The 22,385-nt window shown below is 64.0% G+C and carries 22 protein-coding genes; 8 read left to right on the top strand and 14 right to left on the bottom strand.

Going from position 1 to position 22,385, the window contains the following annotated elements:
- Positions 1 to 65: 65 nt before the first annotated feature.
- Positions 66 to 623, bottom strand: coding sequence for a sugar O-acetyltransferase (locus tag GJR96_RS09985; protein ID WP_151162798.1), 558 nt, complete (start codon positions 621 to 623; stop codon positions 66 to 68).
- An 88-nt stretch (positions 624 to 711) separates the two neighbouring features.
- On the opposite strand from GJR96_RS09985, the gene GJR96_RS09980 reads away from it, so the two are divergent.
- Both GJR96_RS09980 and GJR96_RS18120 read left to right on the top strand, forming a co-directional pair.
- A complete protein-coding gene (locus GJR96_RS09980) occupies positions 712 to 1,512 on the top strand; it encodes an aldo/keto reductase (protein WP_151162797.1) in 801 nt (266 codons plus the stop codon).
- 223 nt (positions 1,513 to 1,735) lie between these two features.
- Entirely contained in the window at positions 1,736 to 1,903 is a 168-nt protein-coding gene (locus GJR96_RS18120; protein ID WP_155821702.1) for a hypothetical protein, read from the top strand.
- A gap of 48 nt (positions 1,904 to 1,951) precedes the next feature.
- Here GJR96_RS18120 and ppc read toward each other — a convergent pair whose 3' ends face one another.
- Positions 1,952 to 4,645: a phosphoenolpyruvate carboxylase gene (gene ppc / locus GJR96_RS09975; protein WP_151163993.1), complete on the bottom strand. Its 2,694-nt coding sequence runs from the start codon at positions 4,643 to 4,645 to the stop codon at positions 1,952 to 1,954.
- Positions 4,646 to 4,870: 225 nt separating this feature from the next.
- On the opposite strand from ppc, the gene GJR96_RS09970 reads away from it, so the two are divergent.
- The 3 genes from GJR96_RS09970 to GJR96_RS09960 all read left to right on the top strand — a co-directional run bounded on the left by GJR96_RS09970 (position 4,871) and on the right by GJR96_RS09960 (position 8,439).
- Positions 4,871 to 5,716 carry a ubiquinol-cytochrome c reductase iron-sulfur subunit gene (locus GJR96_RS09970; protein WP_151162796.1) on the top strand — a complete coding sequence of 282 codons (846 nt, stop codon included), beginning with the start codon at positions 4,871 to 4,873 and terminating at the stop codon, positions 5,714 to 5,716.
- A gap of 81 nt (positions 5,717 to 5,797) precedes the next feature.
- On the top strand, positions 5,798 to 7,363 hold the full coding sequence (locus GJR96_RS09965) for a succinic semialdehyde dehydrogenase (RefSeq protein ID WP_151162795.1): 1,566 nt from the start codon (positions 5,798 to 5,800) through the stop codon (positions 7,361 to 7,363).
- Entirely contained in the window at positions 7,360 to 8,439 is a 1,080-nt protein-coding gene (locus tag GJR96_RS09960) for an SDR family oxidoreductase (RefSeq protein WP_151162794.1), read from the top strand. Before GJR96_RS09965 ends, GJR96_RS09960 begins: the two co-directional genes overlap by 4 nt.
- 51 nt (positions 8,440 to 8,490) lie before the next feature.
- Here GJR96_RS09960 and GJR96_RS09955 read toward each other — a convergent pair whose 3' ends face one another.
- Genes GJR96_RS09955 through GJR96_RS09945 form a run of 3 tightly spaced genes read right to left on the bottom strand, consistent with a single transcriptional unit; the run spans position 8,491 to position 11,359 of the window.
- Positions 8,491 to 8,754 carry a ubiquitin-like small modifier protein 1 gene (locus tag GJR96_RS09955; RefSeq protein ID WP_151162793.1) on the bottom strand — a complete coding sequence of 88 codons (264 nt, stop codon included), beginning with the start codon at positions 8,752 to 8,754 and terminating at the stop codon, positions 8,491 to 8,493.
- 23 nt (positions 8,755 to 8,777) lie between these two features.
- Positions 8,778 to 10,142 (bottom strand): potassium transporter TrkA, encoded by a 1,365-nt coding sequence (locus tag GJR96_RS09950; RefSeq protein ID WP_151163991.1) that lies wholly within the window; start codon positions 10,140 to 10,142, stop codon positions 8,778 to 8,780.
- Positions 10,143 to 10,150: 8 nt separating this feature from the next.
- Positions 10,151 to 11,359 carry a potassium channel family protein gene (locus GJR96_RS09945; RefSeq protein ID WP_151162792.1) on the bottom strand — a complete coding sequence of 403 codons (1,209 nt, stop codon included), beginning with the start codon at positions 11,357 to 11,359 and terminating at the stop codon, positions 10,151 to 10,153.
- A gap of 140 nt (positions 11,360 to 11,499) precedes the next feature.
- On the opposite strand from GJR96_RS09945, the gene GJR96_RS09940 reads away from it, so the two are divergent.
- Positions 11,500 to 12,711, top strand: coding sequence for an NAD-binding protein (locus tag GJR96_RS09940; RefSeq protein WP_151162791.1), 1,212 nt, complete (start codon positions 11,500 to 11,502; stop codon positions 12,709 to 12,711).
- Here GJR96_RS09940 and GJR96_RS09935 read toward each other — a convergent pair.
- The 6 genes from GJR96_RS09935 to GJR96_RS09910 all read right to left on the bottom strand — a co-directional run bounded on the left by GJR96_RS09935 (position 12,708) and on the right by GJR96_RS09910 (position 18,163).
- Positions 12,708 to 14,162 (bottom strand): HPP family protein, encoded by a 1,455-nt coding sequence (locus GJR96_RS09935; protein ID WP_151162790.1) that lies wholly within the window; start codon positions 14,160 to 14,162, stop codon positions 12,708 to 12,710. The genes GJR96_RS09940 and GJR96_RS09935 overlap by 4 nt on opposite strands.
- A gap of 8 nt (positions 14,163 to 14,170) precedes the next feature.
- Entirely contained in the window at positions 14,171 to 14,899 is a 729-nt protein-coding gene (locus GJR96_RS09930) for a nucleoside phosphorylase (RefSeq protein ID WP_151162789.1), read from the bottom strand.
- 76 nt (positions 14,900 to 14,975) lie between these two features.
- Positions 14,976 to 15,500 (bottom strand): hypothetical protein, encoded by a 525-nt coding sequence (locus tag GJR96_RS09925; protein ID WP_151162788.1) that lies wholly within the window; start codon positions 15,498 to 15,500, stop codon positions 14,976 to 14,978.
- Between the two features lie 111 nt (positions 15,501 to 15,611).
- Positions 15,612 to 16,544 carry a carbohydrate kinase family protein gene (locus GJR96_RS09920; RefSeq protein WP_151162787.1) on the bottom strand — a complete coding sequence of 311 codons (933 nt, stop codon included), beginning with the start codon at positions 16,542 to 16,544 and terminating at the stop codon, positions 15,612 to 15,614.
- A 137-nt stretch (positions 16,545 to 16,681) separates the two neighbouring features.
- Positions 16,682 to 17,047, bottom strand: a complete 366-nt coding sequence (locus GJR96_RS09915) for a DUF7344 domain-containing protein (protein ID WP_151162786.1) — start codon at positions 17,045 to 17,047, stop codon at positions 16,682 to 16,684.
- Positions 17,048 to 17,350: 303 nt separating this feature from the next.
- Positions 17,351 to 18,163: a DUF63 family protein gene (locus tag GJR96_RS09910; RefSeq protein WP_151162785.1), complete on the bottom strand. Its 813-nt coding sequence runs from the start codon at positions 18,161 to 18,163 to the stop codon at positions 17,351 to 17,353.
- Positions 18,164 to 18,229: 66 nt separating this feature from the next.
- Between GJR96_RS09910 and deoC the strand changes: the two genes are divergently transcribed.
- Positions 18,230 to 18,868 (top strand): deoxyribose-phosphate aldolase, encoded by a 639-nt coding sequence (gene deoC, locus GJR96_RS09905; protein ID WP_151162784.1) that lies wholly within the window; start codon positions 18,230 to 18,232, stop codon positions 18,866 to 18,868.
- A gap of 11 nt (positions 18,869 to 18,879) precedes the next feature.
- Here the strand turns inward: deoC and GJR96_RS09900 are convergent, their stop codons facing one another.
- From GJR96_RS09900 to GJR96_RS09890, 3 genes are all read right to left on the bottom strand, one after another.
- On the bottom strand, positions 18,880 to 20,088 hold the full coding sequence (locus GJR96_RS09900; RefSeq protein ID WP_151162783.1) for an outer membrane protein assembly factor BamB family protein: 1,209 nt from the start codon (positions 20,086 to 20,088) through the stop codon (positions 18,880 to 18,882).
- A complete protein-coding gene (locus GJR96_RS09895) occupies positions 20,085 to 21,365 on the bottom strand; it encodes a PQQ-binding-like beta-propeller repeat protein (RefSeq protein ID WP_151162782.1) in 1,281 nt (426 codons plus the stop codon). Before GJR96_RS09895 ends, GJR96_RS09900 begins: the two co-directional genes overlap by 4 nt.
- A gap of 124 nt (positions 21,366 to 21,489) precedes the next feature.
- The gene (locus tag GJR96_RS09890) at positions 21,490 to 21,891 is read right to left on the bottom strand and encodes a DUF5518 domain-containing protein (RefSeq protein WP_151162781.1); all 402 of its coding nucleotides are present in this window, start codon (positions 21,889 to 21,891) and stop codon (positions 21,490 to 21,492) included.
- A gap of 226 nt (positions 21,892 to 22,117) precedes the next feature.
- Here GJR96_RS09890 and GJR96_RS09885 point away from each other — a divergent pair, with 226 nt between their 5' ends.
- Positions 22,118 to 22,294, top strand: a complete 177-nt coding sequence (locus GJR96_RS09885; protein WP_154326208.1) for a hypothetical protein — start codon at positions 22,118 to 22,120, stop codon at positions 22,292 to 22,294.
- Positions 22,295 to 22,385: the final 91 nt, after the last annotated feature.

Genomic DNA, 22,385 nt, shown 5'->3' with positions numbered 1-22,385 from the left:
CATCGTGTGCCATGCGGCCGCACATGGCCGATATCTGAGGAATCGCGTGACGACGACCGACTGGGTCAATCGAGTTTCTTGATGACTTGCGCGGGGTTCCCACCCACGACCACACTGTCGGGCACGTCTTTCGTCACGACTGCCCCCGAGGCGACCACCACGTCGTCGCCGATGGTCACGCCGGGGGTGATGACAGACTGCCCGCCGAGCCACGCGTTGTCGCCGATGGTGACCGGTTCACCCGACTCTGGGCCTTTGATTCGCTCCGCCGCATCGAGTGGATGCGTCGCAGTGTAGATGTGGACGCTCGGCGCGAGTTGGGCGTTGTCGCCGATAGTGATGGGACAGACGTCGAGGAAGGTGCAGTCGAAGTTGGCGAAGAAGTTCTCGCCGACGCTGATATTGTAGCCGTAGTCACAGCGGAACGTCGGTTCGATTTCGAACGTCTCGCCCACCTCGCCGAACAACTCGCGGACGAGTTCCTCGCGCCGTTCCATCTCCGTCTCGTCGGTATCGTTGAACAGGTGCGTGAGTCTCCGCGCGCGCTCACGTTCGGCGACGAGTTCCGGGTCGCTCGCGTCGTACAACTCACCCGCGAGCATCTTCTCTTTCTCAGAGGGCATAGTTCGACAACTAGCGGGAGAGACCTAAGTGTGGCCACGGAGTTCCGCAACCGCAGGACTTGAGCCACTCCCACGAGTGTACTCGCGTATGAAGGACTTTCCCCAACTCGGCTTCGGGACCTACAAACTCGAAGACCGCGACGAGTGTGTGAACGCCGTCACCACCGCCCTCGACGTTGGGTATCGCAGCATCGACACGGCCCAGATGTACGATAACGAGGAGTACGTCGGCGAGGCTCTCGCTGAGTCCGACGTGGCTATCGACGACGTGTTCGTGGCGACGAAACTCAAGCCCGGGAACCTCGCCTACGACGACGCGCTTCAGACCGCTCGCGAGTCCGCCGAGCGACTCGGCGTCGACACCATCGACCTGCTGTACGTCCACTGGCCGCTGAACACCTACGACCCCGACGGAACCCTCTCCGCCCTCGACGAACTCGTCGACGAGGGCGTCGTCGACCACGTCGGCCTGAGCAACTTCCGCCCCGACCAACTCGAAGAAGCCATCGAGAAACTCGACGCACCCGTGTTCGCGCATCAAGTCGAGATGCACCCGCTTCTGCCGCAAGAAGAACTCCGGGCACTCGCCGACGAGTACGACCACCACCTCGTCGCCTACTCACCCATCGCGCGCAACAAGGTTGCCGAGAACGACGCCATCGTCGAAATCGCCACCAAACACGACGTGTCTCCCGCGCAGGTGTCGCTCGCGTGGGTTATGGCGAAGGGTTCGACTGCCATCCCGAAGGCGGCGTCGCCCGAGCACATCCGCGACAACTTCGCCGCCCTCGAACTCGAACTGGACGACGACGATATCGAGACCATCGACGCCATCGAGAACGACCACCGCATCGTCGACTTCGACGACGCACCGTGGAACCAAATCTGAGAGAACAAGGCAGGTTGAAAAGAGTCAGTGAAACGCGGACTTGATTTATCATGGTTCGACCGGCGTCACCCGTCGAATCAGGTCTGAAACCGGGGACTTCGACTAAATCTAATTCGAAGTTTAGACGCCGTGTGAGTCGACTTTTCGGCACACTGTGTCACTGTGTGCGAGGCGTTCACAATCTGGGTAAACATATATGACGAGTCGTCGCTAACCATCGAATATGGCGACGGTGGTGGTGGTGTGCCCACACTGTGGACAGCAAGTCGAATCGAGATACGAGGGTGACGCCGACTTCGACGGCGTGCGGCAACGACTGAAGAGCGAATACCGTGTCGCGCGGCAGACCTGTCCGGTCTGTTCGAACCCGTACGACCTGCGGCGCGCGTAACGGTCTGCGAACGGGCCGACGGACTCGGTGGGGGCCGAGGACGTCGACTCAGCCCGTGTTTTTCATCCCGGCGGCGATTCCTTTGACGGTGAGCCGCAGGGTCCGTTCTTCTTCGTCGGTCCGGTGTGTCTGCGCCAAGAGGTGCGTCTGCAGCAGGTTCAGCGGGTCGACGTAGGGGTTCCGCCGTTCGAGACTCTCCTGTAGCCACTCTCGCTTGAGCAGGTCGCTCCGGCCACTGATGTCGAGCATCAGGCTCGCTGCGTCTTCGTACTCGGCTTGGAGTCGCGGGAAGAACGCCTCGCGGAGGTCCTCGTCGGCGAGGTTCGCGTACTCGGTGGCGATTTCGAGGTCCGTCCGTGCGAGCGACATCGCGGCGTTGTCGAGTGTACTCCGGAAGAACGGCCACTCGTCGTACATCTCGCGAACCGTCTCCATGTCACCGCCGTCGTCGAGGTAGGCGTTGACACCGGCGGCCAGCGAGTACCACCCGGGGAGGATGCATCGCGACTGCGTCCACGAGAACACCCACGGGATGGCACGAAGGTCCTCGACGGACCGTTCGTCCGACCGCGATGCCGGGCGAGACCCGAGGTTGAGTTCCTCGATGACCGTGATGGGCGTCGCCTGCTCGAAGTACGAGACGAACCCGTCGGATTCGAGGAGGTCACGGTACTCGGCGCGGGCGGCGGCGGCCATGGTGTCCATGGCGTCGACCCATCGGTCGGGGACGTGTTCTTCGGGATTTCGAATCGCGTTCAACCGAGCGCGAATCTGCGCGTTGAGCATCTGTTCGAGGTTCCGCTCAGCGATACGCGGGTTGGCGTACTTCTCGGCGATTGCTTCGCCCTGTTCGGTGAACTTGATTTGGCCGGTGATGGTCTCGTTCGGTAGCGCCAACATAGCCTCGTTCATCGGGCCGCCACCGCGGGAGATGGACCCGCCGCGGCCGTGGAACAACCGCATCGTCACGTCGAAGTCGTCACAGATAGTGGCGAGGCGACGCTGGTTCTTGTAGAGGTCCCAGTTTGCCGCGAGGAACCCGTTCTCCTTGTTGGAGTCCGAGTAGCCCAGCATAATCTCCTGGACGTTGTTGCGGGCGACGAGTGTCTGTTCGTAGGCCTCGTTCTCGAACAGCGTGCCCATGATACGACGCGCACCGTTGAGCGCGGACTCGGTCTCCAACAGTGGCACCACGTCGATACCGCAGTGGTCCGGGAGGGAGACGACCCCCGCCTGGTCGGCGAGGAAGAGCACTTCGAGGACGTGCGACGGTTCTTCCGTCATCGAGATACAGTAGGTGTCGATGGCGGCGACACCGTACTCACGCTGCCACTCGCCGAGTTTTTCGAAGAGTCGAAGGACGCGCTCGGACGTCTCCGAGAGGTCGCCGGGGTCTTCGAGGTCGAGTATCGGTTCGTCCTGGAGGATCGCGTCGGTGAGGAGTTCGACGCGTTCGTCTTCGGACCGACTGTAGTAGTCGATACCCTCGTGAGAGAGCGCCTCGTGAACCGCCTTCGTGTGGTTCTCCCGGTGGTCCCGCAGGTCTAGACTGGCGAGCGTGAAGCCGAAGGTGTCGACCTGCCGCATCAGCGGTTCGACGTACACGTCGGCGACCTGTTCGGCACCACACCCACGGAGACTGGTGTCGATGACTTCGAGGTCGGCCATGAGTTCGCTCGCGTCCGTGTAACCGTTCGGCCGAACGTCTTCGATGCGGCGCAGGCGTTCGCGCATCAGTTTGAGTTTCTGGCGGTACGGTTCGTCTGGGTACCGTTCGTCGACCTCTTCGGCCACGACGGGGAGGAGTTCACGGTCGGCCTTCAGCGACCGTTCGAGTTCGTGTCCGGGGTCGATTCGTGTCGCGTCCTGACTCAGCACACCGGAGAGACGCTTGAGGGAATCACTGTACTTCTCGAGGGCGACGCTGCGCTGGCGCGCGAGTGTCTCTTCCGTAACCTCGGGCGTGACGAAGGGGTTGCCGTCGCGGTCTGACCCCGCCCACGAGCGGAACTCGAACAGTTTCGGCACGTCGAGGTCAGGATACTCGTTGTGGAACTCTTCTTCGAGTTCTTCGTACACTTCACCGACCACGTCGAAGAGGATGTTCTCGAGGTACCACTGGACGTTTCGGGCTTCGTCGGTCGGTTCCGGCCGCCGGTTACGAACCTGCGAAGTCTGCCAGAGACTCGTCACCTCGGCGACGACGTGCCGCCACTCCTGGTCGTTTTCGAGGTCCGTGAGACGCCGTTCGTCGAGCGTCTCCAACCGGTTCGCAATCGAGCGGAGTTTGGCCTTGACCGTCTTCCGACGCGCTTCCGTCGGGTGCGCCGTGAACGTCGGTTCGATGAGGACATCTTCGAGGACGCGTTCGAGGAGTTCTTCGTCGACATCCTCCTCGTGGAGGGAGTCGAGCGTGGCGAGAATCCCGTCGGCGAGTGACCCCTCCTGTGACGCCTCGCGGATGACCCGAACACGCTCACGCTCTTCGGCGAGGTTGATGAGTTCGAAGTACGTCGTGAACGCGCGGGCGACGACACTCTCGCGTTCGGGGTCGAGGTCACCCACGACGTCGTAGAGTTTCTCTCGGGACCCCGACTCACCCTTCCGGTAGGCGATGGCCGCCTGCCGAAGTTCTTCGACAGTCTCGAACGACGCCGTAGAGGTCTGTGCCTCCAGTACGTCCCCGAGCAACGCCCCAAGCTCGCGAACGTCTTGTCTGACGTCTCTGGTGTGCAATCGCATCTCGTACTCGGATACGAGTACCACACTGTAAAAGGTCACGAGTACGGCCGAAAAATTGCCCGAAGCTACGTTCTAAACGAACGTTTGTAAACGACTGGTGGATTTCTCTCCGAACCCGGAATTCCGTATATTTAGGCCCCCACAGTACTGAGGCCGCCGGTTTCGTGGGATGAACTAACACGGGTGATTCGTCACGCTTTTACTGGACGGGTCGAACTTCAGGGTATGAGCGATAGCGACAAGTACCCCGCCGACTCGGGTCGTCGTCGATTCGTCAAGGGCGTCGTCGGGGGCGCGGCGCTCGCTGGCGTGGGAACGACTGGCGCGGCCGCCATCAACAGTGCAACGGTCTCACCGGGTGCCGGTGGCGGTCCGACACAGGCGTACGCAATCGAGAACACTGCCGGTCCCGCACCGCGCGGCATGCCGCTGATTCCGATAGAAATCGACGGTGACGGCTTCATCAAGGGTCTCTGGCCCGAGCTTCAGACGGTCACTCAGGGCGGTGTCGAGGTCCAGATTGCACAGACGGACGACTTCAAGGGAACTGGCGTCAGCTACTCCTCAGCGTGGTTCCAGTACTGCGGTGTGCAGGCATACGAGGGGCTCGCTCCCGACTTCGAGTCTGACAACTACTTCCGCTCCGACAGTGGTGGCTACGACTGGCAACAGGAAGTCTACAGCGCCGGTGACAAACTGAACGTCAACGACTTCGACGACTACGAGACGTGGGGCAACGGCATCGGGCGGGCCGGCATCGGTAAGCCAGCGACTGGCACGTGGCGGTCGCAGGACACCGAAGACACGATGCCGATTCAGATTCTCCGCTCGAACCGTATCGAGGAAGCCGCACAGGAAAACGACTTCCTCGCCGCCGCGACGGACCAGGGCGTCGTCGCGTGGCTCAACAAGTGTACGCACTTCTGCTGCGTCCCCGGATACAAGCAGGCCGCCGACGCCGCGAAGTTCGGCGGTGAAGACGGTGTCTACTGTCAGTGCCACCAGTCCGTCTACGACCCGTTCTCCATCGTCCAGACGCTCTTTACGGCACTCCCGCGCCCCGAAGAGTAAGCTCGGACCGCGATTCTTTCTCTCTCGATTTCGACCGACGTGTAAACACTACTATAGTAGCTACGCGGCCTATGGTCGGGTATGACAGACGCCCCCTCCACTCCCGTCTCCCGAACTCGACTGAACGAACTCGCTCAACAGGTCACTCCACTCGACGAACGGGAACTCCTCCCCGTTCGTGCCCCGTACGACGACAGCGTCGTCGGCGAAGTGCCCCTGTGTACGCCCGAAGACGTTCGCTCGGCCGTCGCTGATGCCCAGTCCGCAGGCGAGGCGTGGGCCGCGTGGCCAATCGAAGACCGAACTGCCGTCTTCGCTCGGTTCCACGACGCCGTCCTCGACCGGCGCGAGGCGCTTTTGGACGTGATTCAGACCGAAACGGGGAAAGCACGCGCCGACGCACTCGAAGAGATTCTCGACGTCGCCGCGACGGCACGGTACTACGCGAACCTCGCCGAGCGAGAACTCGCGTCGAAACAACGCGCCGGCGCGATTCCGCTCGTGACGAAGGCCGTCGAACATCACCACCCTGTCGGCGTGGTGGGCATCATCTCTCCGTGGAACTACCCACTCTCGCTATCCGTCTCGGAGTCGATTCCCGCGTTACTCGCGGGGAACGCAGTCGTCCTCAAACCAGACGAAGGAACGCCGTTCACTGCGCTCTGGGCACTCGACGTACTCCGTGAGTGTGGACTCCCCGACGATGTGTTTCAGGTCGTGACTGGCGAGGGGCCACGACTCGGCGAACCGCTCATCGAAGGCGTCGACTACGTGAGTTTCACCGGCAGCACGGAAGTCGGACGCACTGTCGCCGAGACGGCAGGTCGCCATCTCACGGATTGCTCGCTCGAACTCGGTGGAAAGAACCCGCTGTTGGTCCTCGACGACGCAGACGTGGAAAAAGCGGCACGGGGTGCCGTCCGTGGGTGCTTCGCCAACGCTGGGCAACTGTGTATCTCCATCGAGCGAATCTACGTTCACGAGGCAGTCGCCGACGAGTTCCGTGACGCGTTCGTCCGAGAGACCCGCGGACTCACGCTCGACGCGGGGTACGACTACGGCCACGACGTGGGGTCACTCCTCGACCGGGAGTTGCTGGAGAAAGTCGAAGCACACGTCGAAGATGCAGTCGAGAAGGGCGCGACAGTCCTCTCGGGTGGCCGTGCCCGGCCTGACCTCGGACCGTACTTCTACGAACCGACGATACTGACCGACGTGACGCCCGACGCGACGCTCGCCGACGAGGAGACGTTCGGTCCGGTCGTCTCGCTGTACGAAGTCGAGAGTGTCTCCGAGGCCATCGAACGCGCTAACGACTCCGCGTATGGACTGAACGCGAGCGTCTGGACGGAGCGAACCCAGCGCGGCGAACAGGTCGCCGCGCGATTGGAAACGGGCACCGTCAACGTCAACGAGGCCTACGCCGCAGCGTGGGCGTCCATCGACGCGCCGATGGGAGGGATGAAAGACTCCGGTGTCGGTCGGCGACACGGCCGACACGGCCTGCTGAAGTACACCGAGTCACAGACGGTTGCAACCCAACGACTGGGCCTCCTCTCGCCGCCAAAGCGCGGAAAGCAGGTCTGGGCCGACGGTGCGACACTCGGCCTTCGCCTCTGGAAGCGACTCTCGGAGGTACTCCCGTGAGCGTCTTCCTCACGGGGTTCCCCGGATTTCTCGGCAGTGCACTCGTCGACCGACTCGCAGACAGAACCGACGAAATCGTCTGTCTCGTCCAACCGAAGTACCGTGAGGCGTCCGAAACGCGTGCTGCCGACCTCTTCGGACCAGACTGGCGGGAGACCCTGACGCTCGTCGAAGGCGACATCACCGACCCAGCACTCGGACTCTCAGAGACGACACGAACCGACATCGAATCGCGCGTGACCACGGTGTTCCACCTCGCCGCAGTCTACGACCTGGCCGTCTCACCCGAGGTCGGACAGGCAGTCAACGTCGACGGAACACGGCACGTCCTCGACTTCGCCGAGGCGGCCGACGTCGACCGACTCCACTACGTCAGCACGTGTTACGTCAGTGGTCGCCACGACGGCGTGTTCACGGAGTCCGACCTCGACGTTGGGCAGTCGTTCAACAACCACTACGAGGAGACGAAGTTCCGCGCCGAACTGCTCGTCCGCGACCGGATGGAGTCCGGCGAGGTACCAGCGACGGTCTATCGACCCGCAATCGTCGTCGGCGACAGTCGGACCGGTGAGACACAGAAGTACGACGGTCCCTACTACCTGATTCGGTTGCTCCTCCGGCAACCGCGCGTCGCGTTCGTTCCGCGACTCGGCGACCCCGGCGCGGCCGAGTTGAACGTCGTCCCGCGAGACTACGTCGTCGACGCCATCGAACACCTCTCGGGACTCGACCGCTCGAAGAACGTCACGTACCAGTTGTGCGACCCGAACCCGTTGACGATTCGGGCGTTCACTGCGACGCTTCTCGACGCGACAGGTCGAGTCGGGATTCACGTCCCGACGCCGGTTGGCCTCACCACGTCGGTCCTGAGGCGGTCGGACACACTCAGAGACCTCGTCGGCGTCGAACCGGAGACACTGCCGTACTTCACGCACCCGACTCGCTACGTCGGCGCGAACGCGCGGAGACACCTCGCCGGAACCGGTATCGAACCGCCGGCGTTCGAGTCCTACGTCTCTCGAATCGTCGAATTCGTCCGCGAGAACCCGGACATTCGCCCCGACGCGATGGGCTAGTTCGGTCGCTGGCGGCGAGAGTCCACTCGCTGACCGTCGTGGGGAGGTGCGTTACCCGCCGCTGACCGGCGGGAAGAGGGCGAGTTCGTCGCCGACCGTCGCGTCGTCGTCGAGTGACGCGTTCTCACCGTTTCGAAGGACGTTGATGTGGTCGTACAACTCGCCGTCGTCGGCGAACACCCGTGATTCGAGCGACGGGTGCGCACCGACGAGTGCGTCGAGTGCCTCGCCGACAGTCACGTCGTCGCCGACGTCGACGCGGATGGTGCGCGCACCGGCCACCTCCGCGAGGTCTGCGAACAATTTCCACTCCATGCTATGGGTTCCTCGCTCGGTACTCATGAGGATTGCGCCCCCGACCCCGTCGCCGGGCGGCGGTCGCTCCCGTCACCGTCACCGCCCTCGTGTCCGTCCTCGTCGTCCCCGCCGTCGGTTCTGCTGTCGTCGGTCGTCGCCCGGCGTTCGACTTTCCGCAGGAGTTCCGGTCGGCCGACGACGTAGAGTGTGTCGCCAGCAGAAAGTTCTCGGGTCCGTGCTGGGATGGCGTCCACGGGACCGTTGGATGGTCTGATGGCGACGACAGTCGTCTCCACGTCAGAGACACGTTGCCCGTCGAGTGCCGAATCTGGGGTGACGGTGGTGACCGCCATCGTCTCGTCTGCGTTCCGAAGGAGTGACGCGAACTCACGGTCGACACGGAGGTCCGCCGGGAGTGTGACGACCCGGTACTCGTCTGCCCCCGTGAGTTTGTCCGCGTCTTCTTCGTCGAGGGCGATGGTCGCCACGTCGTCGGCGACGCCGCGAAGTTCGCCGAACGCGACACGAGTCGGCACCGACCCACTCCCGTCACTCTCGACGCGCGTCTCTTCTCCGTTCGTGGGTGCCGGCAGTTCGCCGTCCGTGCCGTCTGTGTCGTCAGCGTCCGGAACCGCCCAGACCTGCACCGGGTCACCGGCACCTGCGCCGGGTCCGGGGTCGGCACGAATGGCAACCGCGACAGTGCCAGGCGCGAGCGTCGGCCCGAGTCCGGCGGCGCGACTCCCGAGTGCGAAGTACGAGACGTGCCCGTCTTCGAACTCCACGTCCACGTGGCCGACACCGTGGTCGTCTTTGACTCGTTCGACGAGGCGTTCACGGAGTTCGTCCTCACTGAGTCGCCGTGGGAACAGGAGTGTCTTGCCGCTCAACTGGTCTTTGATGCTCTCGGAGACGGGGTCGTAGCCTTCGATGTCACCCACTTCGTCGGGAATCGTTACCGTCGTCACTCGCCCGACGGTTCGGACGAGGCGACTCACGTCGGTGTCGAGTTCTTTCGCACCGGCGACGGCGAACACGTCCGTCGCCGCACGGTCTCCGACGATACGGCCGACGGGCGAGGCGACTGCACCACCCGCCAGCGCGGACGTGTTGAAGAGCACACGTTCGAGTTCGAAGACGGCGGTGTCCGTCCCCGTGACGAAGTCGCCGAACAGACCGACGGTGTTCAGGTACAGTGCGACGACGGAGGTGCCGAAGAGGACTGCGAGTGCCCGCGGGATGGCCTCACGGGTGTACCACCGATACGTGAGTGCGGCGACGCCGGAAGCGAGGAACGCACCGACGACGAGGCCGACGACGCGGAGGACGTTTCTGACCAGTGGGTCACTCGCTGGTGGGACCGACACCTGTCCGACGACGGCCGAACCGAGGTCGACTGCGAGCATCGTCGCGGTCACGCGACTGCCTCCTCGAACGCGGTCAGGTCGGAACGCGACCCGACGGCGTACAGTGTGTCTCCAGCCGAGATTGTCTGGTCGCCGCGGGGAGCGATAGTCCACGTCCCACTGTGGCGGAGAGCGAGGATGGCCACGCCGTAGGTATCGCGGACGCTCGCCGCTCTGAGCGACACGCCATCCAGTGGGCCGTCCGCGCCGACGGTGAGTCTCGAAAATCGCTTGCCCGCTCGGCGAAGCAGTGAGACGAGTTCGAATTCACGGCGGACACCCCGAGAGGTGACGACGAACTGCGTCGCATCGCTTCGGAGGAGTGACTCCACGTCGGTTCGCTCGACTGCGAGTGTGACCCGGCCCTCACCGCCCGCCGCCGTCGGTGCGCGAGGTGCCCACTTCGGTGCTTCGTCGTCTTCCGCGTCGTTGTCGGTATCGACCGCTTCGGCGACCGAATCGACACCGACGACGCTCGCCGAGATGGTCCCGCCGTCGGTGGCGACGACCACGTCGTCTCCCTGTGCGAGTCCGGTCGGGACGAGGGCCTCGATAGAGACGGCCCGCTTCCCTGCGGACAGTCGTTTCGAGAGGCCGCCGACCGGTGCCGCCGCGGCGACCCTCGCGCGGGCCTGTTCGTCGATTTGGACCTCGACTGCGGCGAGGTCGAACTCTGTCTGCAGGCGGTCTGCGAACCGCGATTCGAGTTCGACCAGTGGGATGTCTGCGGGGAACGTCCACTCACCGTCTCGAATCGCGGTGCGAACGTCGACGGGAACCGGTGGGTAGCCCTCGATGTCGCCGACTTCCCGCGGGACGGTGACCGTGACTTGCCCGCGCCCACCCACGAGTTCGACCACGTCGGTCGAAAGCGTCCGCTCGGTGAGTCTCCGGAGCGACATCTTGCGCGGAATCTCGTTCGCGAACGCGTCACCGCGGTTGTGTGCGTACAGTGCGCCCATCAGCACGACCAACAGCGCCACGGTCAGTCGAACTTGATTGTCCGACTGCGTGATGGTGGGGTCGGCGAGGGCCATGAGACCACCGCTGGCGCCGGCGATGGCCACGCTGAGGACCACCACGGCGAGACCGGGAATCGTGACCCCGGTGACGTACCGAAACCCGAACCCAAAGAGCCACGCGACGGCGGCGGGGACGAGTCCCGTGAGAATGCCGAAGTAGAGACCGTAGACCACTTCGACAGGAAGTGAAGCCATAGCCCTGTTCACTCACTCCCGAGATAAATGCGTGACGGCGAGCGAACCGTTCGCTCGTGACACGGGACAGTCACGGTGTCGCCTGCCAGTCGTACCGATACCCAACGCTTTTTCCCCGTCCCCTGCCGAGTTTCGGCGACATGGTGTCGGCACGCGACTGGGTAGGCGCTCGGACCACTGTCACGACAGTGTTCGTCGTGGCAATCTTGTCTGCAGCGACGGGTATCTTGAACATCAGTTCGCCCGTGAGCGGTGGCCTCTTCGGTTCGCTCGTGCCCGAAGTCATCCGCATCACGGCAGGGTTCACCGGCACGCTGACCGGGTTCCTCCTGCTGGCCAGCGTGTACGGCCTTCGGCGACGCCTTCGTTCGGCGTGGTACTCGACGGTCGTTCTCCTGCCGGTGTCTGCCGCGCAGGGCCTCATCCAGTCGCCGGAACGCGCCGCCCCACTGATTGGCTTTTCGATAATCAGCCTCGTCCTCTGTCTGCTGAACTACCGGGCGTTCGACCGTGACCTCGACTGGAACGTCACGCAGTTGTCGGCGCTACTGGCTATCGTCGGCGCGCAGACCTACGCGACTGCTGGGGCGTACGCCCTCCGGCGTGACTTCAACGGCATCGACACGCTGTTCGACGCCTTCTACTTCGCACTCGTCACCGGAAGTACCGTCGGCTATGGCGACATCACCCCGCGGACACCGTACGCCAAACTGTTCGGGATGTCGGCACTCCTCGTCACCGTCGCGAGTTTCGCGGTGGCACTCGGTGTCTTGCTCACGCCCGCAATCGAAGCACGACTCACCAAAGCACTTGGACGCATGACCGAATCACAACTGGAAATCCTCGACAACCACGTCCTCGTCCTCGGCCACGGGGAACTGACCGAACCGATTCTCGAAGAACTCGAAGGACGCGCCGACGTCCTCATCATCACGCCGAACTCGGAGCGTGCACAGCGTCTCTCAGACCGCGGCTACGACGTGTTCACCGCCGACCCGAGCGACGAGGAATCGCTGAAGCGCGCCCGCGTCGAAGTCGCCCGGTCGGCTATCGTCGCAACCAACAACGACGCCGAAGACGCACTCGCTATCCTGACTGCTCGACAACTCAATCCCGACATCCACATCGTCGCGGCGGCGACCCAGCGTGAGAACGAACCCAAACTCCGGCGCGCAGGGGCGAACACCGTCATCAGCCCTGCCGCACTCGGTGGCCACTTCCTCGCCGAGTCCGCCATCGGTGGGAGCGGCCTCGAGACGGTCGAAGAGCGCCTCCTCGAAGAAGAACCAGACGAGGTGGCCGCGGCCGCTGACGACACCAACGAAGCCGATACCGACGCCAGCGACGACTAGTTCCCGCGGTCGAAGACGGCCACGTCGCAGTCGATTTCTCTGATTCGTTCGAACGTCGGCGGCGAGATGAATCGCGAGGCAGCAGAGCGCTCGCCACTCGACCCGAGGACGACCAGGTCGTACGTGGCGGTGTTAGAGGCGATGAACTTCGTCACCTCGCTGCGGGCGACTCGCGTCTCGATGTTCCCCTCTGCCGTCTCGACCAGATTTGCGAGTTTCGCCTCCGCCGGTCGGCGTTCGACTTCCGCCGAGATACACGTCGTGACGCTCACGCTCCCAGTCTTGCCCGCGAGTCGCGTCGCGAAGTCAATCATCGCGTGGGCAGCGTCGCCGGGACGCGAGACGAGGACCAGAATCCGTCGCCACCGGTACTCCCCCCCGGTCGACCGAAACGCGACCGTATCGTACTGGCCACCGAAGAGGCCGCGGACGTAGTCCGACAGCAAGCCTCGGTCTTCTTCGTACGGTGTGACGACGAGGTCGGAGTTGGTGTTGCCTGCCGCCTCCACTGTCGCCGAGAGTGGGTCGCCGCTGGCGACGACGACTTCGACGGGGACGCCGAGTTTTGTTCGAATGTCGTGCGCGCAGGTTTCGAGACGGTCGACTGCGGCATCCGCAGCAGGACTCCCGGTCGATTCGGGAGACACCACTTCCGGCTCTGTGCCTGCATCTGCGCCCGACGGTGGCCCGTGCGTGTCGGCCGTCTCGTCGGGTGAGAGAACGTCGAGGAGGACGACTTTCCCGGCCTCGTGCGCCGCGGCGAGTTTGGCCGCGAAGAACGCGGTTCGGTCTGCCGTCTCGCCGCGCATCGGAACGAGGACGTGGTCGTCACCTTTGACCGTGCCGTAGAGGTACTCTGCGCGCCGTTCGTAGAACTCCTCGCGCCAGACGCTGAACACGATGGCGATGACGACGCTCGCGAAGAAGATGCTCACCACGTACTCTTCGGGGTTCACGTCCCCCGTCACGAGAGTCAAGAGTGCCGTCGAGAACGCAGAGGGCGCTTCGATGTCGAGCGCCCACGTCGCGCCTCCTGCGAGGAAGATAGCGAAGGCGGCAGACGATGGGTGGACGATGGTGGTTCCGGTGGGTCCGTACACCCACGTCGTGAACCCGAACGCGACGAGTCCGCAGAGGGCACCGACGGTGAGTGCGAGGACGAACTTCACTGGCGACGCGTACTGTCCTTCGGGGTCCGAAAAGAGCGTGTACGACCCGGACGCGAGTGGTGGAAACAACAGGAACGAGAGCGTGCTCACCGAGTTCGAGACGAACGTCACGACTCCGATGAGGAGCGGGATGAGGAGTAAAACTGTGAGATGAAGCAGGTTGTTCGTGTTCTCTATCCAACGACTGAACGCCACCGTTTCACGCCGCTCTACCCGTCGAATACGGGCGCGGAGTTCGCTGGCGCGTGCGGCCACACGGGCCACGAGGTGGCGAATGTCCACTGGCTAGCTTACGCGAGGTCGGTGACGGCGTCGAGCGTGATGCTGATAGCACGCTCGACGTTGTTCTTCGCCTTCTCGGGGAGTTCTTCGTCGGAGTCAGCACCCTTCTGGGTGCCGGCGACGAGGTTCCCGTCGACCGTACAGATGGCACCTGCGCGCAGACCCTTGCGGCGGGCGAGCGAGAACACCGTCGCGGCCTCCATCTCGATGGCGAGAAGCCCCGCCGCGTTCCAGTCCTTCACGTACTCGTCGGACTCGTTGTAGAAGGCGTCGTCGGAGACGATGGGGCCGACGTGAACGTCTTCGTCGTTGGCCTCCGCGGCATCGACGAGCGACGTGAGGACGTCGTAGTCGGGGACCGCCGGGTAGACTTCGGACTCGTAGCGCTTGGACGTGCCTTCTTCCTTGGCGGCACCAGTCGCGACTATCATGTCGCCGATTTCGATATCTTCCTGCAGCGCGCCGATGGTGCCGACGCGGATGAACGTCTCCACACCGACTCGGGAGAGTTCTTCGAGCGCGATAGCGGCAGACGGGCACCCGATACCCGTCGAAGAGATGGTCAGCGGGACGCCCTCGTACTCCGCGTTGACGACTTTGTACTCGCGGTTCTGTGCGACTTCTTCGACGTTCTCACACTGCTTCGCGATTCGGTCGACGCGGCCCGGGTCGCCCGGAATGAGTGCGATGTCGTTTACGTCGCCTTCTTCGACGAGGAGGTGGGGCTGTTTCGCCATATCCGACCCACTCGTGTCGCGGGCAAAAACGCCGCGGTTCGAGGGGGCGTCACCCCCGCCGCCGACGCCGAATCACTCACGCGATGCCGGCGAAGAGCGCCGGTGCGAGAATCAAGAGCGTCGCCCCGAAGACGAGCGACGAGCGAAGCCACTGCCCGCGAACGGCAGTCGCCCGCTCTTCGTAGATACTCCGACCCGCACGGGGGAGGACGAACTGTGAAAACAGGATGTAGATACTCGCGACGACGACTCCCGCCGAGATGACGTGCGGTGGGAAGTCCACGCCGAAGAGCGGAGCCTCGGGGAGGACCGAATCGACGACGAGGTAGACCAGCGCGTAGAACGCTCCAGAGAGCGCACCCGCGACGTGGTGGACGAGGTTCGCGTCGAGGAAGTCGACGTTGTCGGGGCGGGTCCGACGGATGACCGACGCGGCGATGTACGCGGGTGTGAACCCTTCTTCCTGCCGCCACATCGGGATATCCATCACGACAGCGGCCGCGACGCCGACGATGGCACCGAGTGCCACCCGACTGGCGACGACGCCGACGCTCGGAAGCGACCCGAGGGCGGCGGCCACGGCCGAGAACTGGTCCAGCATCGTCCCGAGGAATGACCGGTGAGGATAAAATTGGTATGGTCGATTGTGTGGCGTTTCGGTCGGGGGTGGCACTGAGACCCGGCAGAACCCGTCGTGTGTTGGCTGACCTCGTCAGTGTTCGACGAGTTCGTCGAGTCGTCGCCAACTCAGTTGTGTTCGAGCACCGGGTTCTGCCGCGGTCAGGGCACCGCAGGCGTTCGCGACGGCGAGTGCTCGTTCGTACGACTTGCCGTCGAGTCGCGCAGCGATGAACCCAGCAGCGAACGCGTCACCTGCACCGGTCGTGTCCACGGCGTCGACGGGATAGCCCGGATGGACGTGTCGTTCGTCGCCATCGCGGACTTCCGCTCCGTTTGGACCGTGTTTCAGGACGAGTGTCGTCTCGTCGAGTGCGTCGCCGACGGAACCGCCGTTGCTACCGTTTCTGGACGGGTCTTGGTCGGCCCGGTCCCCCGAACCGGCGGCCGCACCGAGTGCCGTGGCGGCCTCTCGGTCGTTGAGGAAGACGTAATCGACCAACCGAAGTGCCTCGGAGTAGCCGCGGTCACCGATGCGCCGGCCGGGGTCGAAACTGACCGTCGTCCCGACGTCGTTCGCCAGTCGGGCGAGGGCGGCGGCAGTGGTCGGCGACTGACTCGTCAGGTGGAGGTGGTCTACTTCTGCGAGCGCCGTTTCCGGAAGGTCCGAGGCGTCGAACGCCTCGTTGACGCCGGGCGACCCGAGGACGAACACCTCGCCCGCGGCGTCGACGACGATGTACTTGACAGTCGTCGGGCCGTGGTCGACGCTGACGACGTGCCGACAATCGACACCTTTCGACGCGAGTTCGGCGACGGCGGCGTGCCCGTACTCGTCGTCCCCGACACTCCCGAGGAGTGCCGTCGAGAGGTCTAATCCGACGAGGCCGCTCGCGACGTTCGCGGCGCTTCCACCGCCTGCTCCGACGCGAGACTCGACAATTGCTTCCCCGTCTGGTTCGGGGAGGGCGTCCACGCGGAGGGTGACGTCCCAGTTCACGTGGCCGGCACAGATGACTCGGGACATGCGTCCGCGTCAATCGTTTCGCCGCGCAGATAACTCTCTCGGGTCGCTAGCGGTCCGCCTGACTGGAGTGGGTGTGGTGAGGGGAGGGAGAACCGATCCAACGCCCCCGATTCGAACCCGAAAACGAGAATCCTGTGCTAGTCGTCTGTGCGTCGGTCACGTCGGAGTGATTCGAGTATCCGGTGTCCCATCTCCAGCAACGAGTCCAGTCGGTCGTCGTCGAGTGAGACGATTCGCTGTTCGTACGAATCGTACCGGAGCACACCACCCCCATCGAGTTTCGGGAGGTGCGTATGGTGAAGTTGGACCGACGACACGGCCCCCGTCGTCGTCAGACCGGGTGCCCGTGTCGGCGGGCGTGTCCCTTCGATGTGCGCGGCGAGTGCCTCCAGTTCCATGGGCGTCCCGTACCGTCTGAGAACGTACAGAATGTGGCACCGGTGCGGGTTCCGGAGGATGTCCGCGACGACCACTCTGTCGCTCGTCGAATACGAATCATACATCAGAGCCACCAATATCGGTGGATGGATAGTTGGCTTCGTAAATACAAAAATGCGAAGTACACTCCGGATGTTTGTGCTCGTATCTGTATCTCCTGAACAAACAATCGAGTGATTGGCACGAATTACGGTGGAATCGCGAGTGTATCGTCACCTCGTATAGTGCCGCGAGACCGCCGTTCGGGTTACCGAATAGCCGGAACAGCCGATGTTCGTCGCCTCGGCGGACGTGCCGGGATTACAGTGGGTAGTCGTTGGTGAGGCGTTCGGACAGCACCGAACCGACGGAGAGCGCGTATCTCCGTGTTAGGCTCCGGAGATGGCGAACAACAACAGGTTGTGGACGCCGGGGCCGAGGCCGACTGCGGCGACGAAGCCCAACAGCAGTGCACCCTCGGTCGGTTCCTCGCGGATGTAGTCGGCGAGAAGCCACACGACGAGGCTCGCGACGGCGAGTTTCACGAGGACGAACAGCCACCCGACGCCGACGAGGTCCGCAGTCGGGAGCATCCCGGCGACGTCGAGGATGACCCGCGAGAGGGGCGTTCGCTCGCCGAAGCCGAGGACGTCGATACCGACGGCAGTCGAGATGGCGTCGAGCGCGTGGCCGAAGATGGCGAGGACACCGAGCAGTCCTGCGGCGGCGGATTCGGGTGCGAAGCGTTTCAGGACCCCCCACGTCACCGGGGTGACGAGTACGGCGACGACGAAGGCGATACCGGGCCAGAGGATGCTGAGCGTCTCAGCGACGAGGGCGCTCCCGAGTGCGAACGCGACGAACAAGACAGCGAGGGCGACACCGGGAACAGCGAGATTTCGGGCAGTCGCGGCGTCTGTGGCGTCGAGTCCCAACCACGTCGCACCTGCGAGGACGGCGACTGTGAGGTAGACTGCTGGCGTCCCGGCGAACGGTTCGATAGCGGGGGGAAGCAGGCCGACGACGAAGAAGACGTGGAGCGCCGACCCGGACACCATCCACGGCACGAGTGCGAGGACGTGCCCCTCCGAGACGGATGGGCGCGTTCTGACGAGGCCGACGCCGACACCGACGAGTCCGGCGACGAGGACGACGAGATACGGCAGTGGGGGAAGCGCGAATCCTTCGGGGAGGATGGCCATGCAGGAGGCCCGACGGGGCACAGTGAAAGCCTTACGTTCTTTAGGTCCCCGTCGCTTCCACCCGATATGAATCGAGACGACCTCGCCCCCCGAATCGACCACACGGTCCTCGGCCCCGAGACGACGATGAAAGACGTCGAGCACGTCCTCGACGACGCTGACGAGTGGGGGATGAACGCTTGCATCCCTCCGTGCTACGTCGAGGAGGCGGCCGAGTACGCACCCGACGTGCTTCTCGCGACGGTCATCGGGTTCCCACACGGACAGAACACGACGGCCGCGAAACGTCAAGAGGCGGTCGACGCGTGGCAGGCGGGCGCAGACGAACTGGACATGGTCGTCAACGTCGGCCGACTCAAAGCCGGCGAGGACGAACTCGTCACCGAAGACATCTCGGAAGTCGTCGCCGCCGTCCCCATTCCGGTGAAGGTCATCATCGAGACGGCCCTCCTCACCGAAGAAGAGAAGCACCGTGCGTGTGAGGCGGCTCGCGACGCAGACGCCGCGTTCGTCAAGACTTCGACCGGGTTCGCAGACGGCGGTGCGACAGTCGAAGACGTCGAACTCATGGCCGAGTATCTTCCCGTGAAGGCGTCCGGCGGCGTCGGGTCGTACGAGGACGCGCTGGCGATGTTCGAAGCGGGTGCAGAGCGTATCGGTGCCTCCTCGGGCGTCGAAATCGTCTCGGGCGCACCGGACGAATAACCCCCAGTTCTTTACTCCGTTCGGAGCGCAACCAATCTCGCCGACCCGTCTTCTGGTCCCGATTCGACGACGAACACCGAGTCGTGCGCAGGCGTCGGTCCGGTCGTGGCACCACCTTCGAGCGGGTGCTTCCAGCGGTGGTTCCCGAGTCTCGCGTCCCCGACACCAACGCCGCCCGAACGGTCGTACGCGATGACGCCGCCGTCGTCGCTCGTGTCCGAGACGAAGATGGTGTCGCCAGCACCCGCGGGCGGGGCGAAGAAGTCCCCGTCGGCCTTCCACGACGGAGACCCGTCGTCGACGTCGTAGGCGTGGATACCGCTTCCGTCGGTCGCAAACACGTTGTCCGGGCCGACGACCACCGAGCGATGCGGTGAGGATGCTTCTTGATGCCAGCCGACACGCCCGGCGCGGGCCGCGCCTCGAAGTCGGGCGACACCGGCCCCGAACGCGCCGGCGACGACGTCGCCCCCGCGGGTAGTGGCGAGTGACTGGATTATCCCGGGCAGTTTCGTCCGCCACATCCCGGTCGGTTGGTGCCCCGGACCTCCGTCGAGGAGGGCGACGACTTCTCCTGCTTCGGTGCCGACGACGACTTCGTCCCACCGAGAAGCGAGTCGAACCACCGGTCCGAACACACGGGTCTTCCACCCGATAGTCCCGTCGCTCACTCGGATTCGGAAGACGTAGCCGTCGGTGTCTGCGGCGTAGAGGTGGTCGGCGTCTGGATTCGGCCGGACGACGGATGCCAGGACGCTCGACTCGGTCGGTGCGTGCCACACCTCCTCGCCGTCGTGGGTGAACGCGAGGACGCCCGTTCTCTCGCCTGTCTGCCCGATGTAGACGTGGTCGGAATCGATAGTCGCCGGCGACCGAAAGCCGCTCTGTGACTCGACGTCGACCGACCACCGTTCCGTGCCGTCGTCGACGGCGAACGCCCGAAGCGACTTCCCCGTCGCGTAGTAGACGGTATCGCTGGAGACCGCCGGACGTCCGAGTGCAAGCCCACCGACGTCGACGCCCCACGCCTCGCTCGGTTTCGAGGACGGACCGACTGCACGCGGGTTGTAGCTGGTTCCTTCCGGCGAGAAGTTCGGGTGTGGCCAATCTCCCCGTCCCTCGCCTGTCGAGCCTTCGTCGTCACCGCCGAGACACCCCGCGAGGCCAGCGAGTGTGCCCGCCCCGACTGCCTTGAGCGCGTCGCGTCTGGAGAGTCTCACGCCGCTTCACCTCCTGCCGTCGCGGTCGTTCCCGCCCCAGAAACCGACGCGTCGGCGACGACGGTGAGGCTCATCAGGCCGTCGTCGCGGATGACGGGGCAGAACACCCGGCGGTCGGTACAGGCGAACGAGTGGCCGACGTACGTGCCGAGCGAGATAGTCCAGCGCTCGCGACTCCCAGCCAATCCGTTCCCATCGCGTTTCAGGGCGACCAGTTCGCCCGCGCCGGTGCCGACGTAGACGGTGTCGTCCACGACGCTCGCGGCCGACGTTCCCTCGTTCGGCGAGTACGACCAGCGTTCTTCACCCGTCGCGGTGTCGAGTGCACGCAGGTCGCCTCTGGAGACGTACAGACGCTCGCCGTCCAGTGCGAGTCGCTTGTGAACGCCTTCGTCGTCTTCCCAGACGACACTGCCGTTCCGCTTTTCCAGCGCAGCGATGCGGTCCCACCCAGCGATGTACACTCGTTCGTCGCCGACGACCGGTGCGACCGGTTCGGCGGTTTCGAGTGCGGCTTGCCAATAGCCGCTTCCGTCGGTGCCGAGGCAGTAGAGTCGCTGGCCTTCGGTGACGACGAAGACGAACCCGAGGTTGACTGCGAGGGGGCGGTGAACGTCGCCGAAGAGTTCTCGCGTCCATTTGACCTCGGCCGAGTCCAGGTCGACTGCACAGATACGCTCGTCTCGGAGGCCGAGGAACATCGTCTCTCTATCGTTCGAGAAGGTGGGCGCTGTCGTCGGTCTAGCGGGGAGTTCGATGCTACGGAAGTCGCGGCCAGTTTCGGCGTGATAGACACCCATTCGACGGGGGCCATGGTGGGTGATGCCCGACGAGTACAGTGACCCGTCGAGGACGGCAGGCGTCGCCCACGTGTCGCCGGGGACGACTTCGACTTCCTCGCCCGCAGCGGCGTCGACGACGTGAATCGGGTCGCTGGCGGTGTACGCGACGGACCCGATAGCCGCCGGTTCCCACGTCGGCATCCCGAAGTCCGCCTCGTACTCGACGACGGGGTCGGAGACGGCGCGTCCGTCGTCGAGAAAGGCGGTGTTCGCGTCGTCTTGCGCGTAGGTGGGCCAGTCCGCGTCGAACTGCGTTCCTTCGGGCAAGTCGTCGTCATCGACACTGTCGTCGCCACCGAGGCACCCCGCGAGTCCGGTGAGTACCCCAGACCCGACGAGTTGGAGGAGGTCACGCCGCCGGAGCGTGCGGCGAGACTGAGGACCACCCCGTTCGCTCGGAGTGGGGTGAGTGGAGGGTGTAGCGGGTGAATTCATCTGCCCTTGAATTCATAACAGGGTGACAAGTAGCTTTTCGTCCCGACGGTCGGAGCGCGTCCGCAAGGATAGGTAGTCTGTCGAAAAGGTCGAATCTGCGCTGCGAGACGCTCGCCAGTCGAACTCAGGCGACGGGTCGGGTGCGGCGGGCGGCCGAGCGTTCCTTCATCATGGTTCCGAGTGCGCCACCGAGTGCGCCGGGGATGCCGGCGATGGCGATGATGACGATGGCCGCCGCGAACGTGGTCAGGCCGAAGAACACGCCCGTGAACAGGATGTTGAACAGGACGAGGCCGATTGCCACGAAGATGGCACCGAGCGTCGTTCCGACGAGACCGTTCACTGCGCCGTCAGTCCACCCAGTGGTGACCATGTATCCGGCGACGAACCCACCGATAATCCCAGTCAGTATGTAGCCGATTGTCGGGAGTGTGAAGCTCGTAAACGGCACTGTGAGGCCACTGAGGAGGCCAATGATGAGCGTTGCAGCGAAACCGTATGCAATCGCGCGTAGGTTGAGTTCCATAGCGAATCAATATACAACGTCTGAGAGAATGAATTATGTTCGTCGTTCATCGGATAATACTGGTGGCGAGAGTCTCTTTGGTGGCTGATACTCCGGGACAGAGAGCCATCGTGACTGTCTCAGGCCCGACTCGAGACTCGGTGTGTGCCCGACACTCCACATTTATGTTGGCGAACATTCATTAGCGTCTTCTCGGTACTCACTGATACACACGTCCCTGTTACCGATGTCCCGAACGACACTCCACCGCATCCTGTCCGCAGTCGGTCTGCTTTGCTTCATCGTCGGGTTCTTGCAACTGCTTCCGTGTCTCTCGTCCGTCTTCCGGTCTTCGTTCAGCCTCGGGCAGTGTTGGTCCGAGTTCCTGCTGACACTCGTCGGAGCGTTGTTGTTCACTCGATAGCACCGGCGACCGGAGCGCCCGTCTCCGAGCGTGCCGCACTCTCGTCGGATACCGCGTCGTTTTTGGCCGCGGACCCGATACCTGAACTAAC

The sequence above is a fragment of the Haloferax litoreum genome (assembly GCF_009674605.1).
Lineage (GTDB): Archaea > Halobacteriota > Halobacteria > Halobacteriales > Haloferacaceae > Haloferax > Haloferax litoreum.
This window is presented reverse-complemented; position numbering and strand designations above follow the sequence as displayed.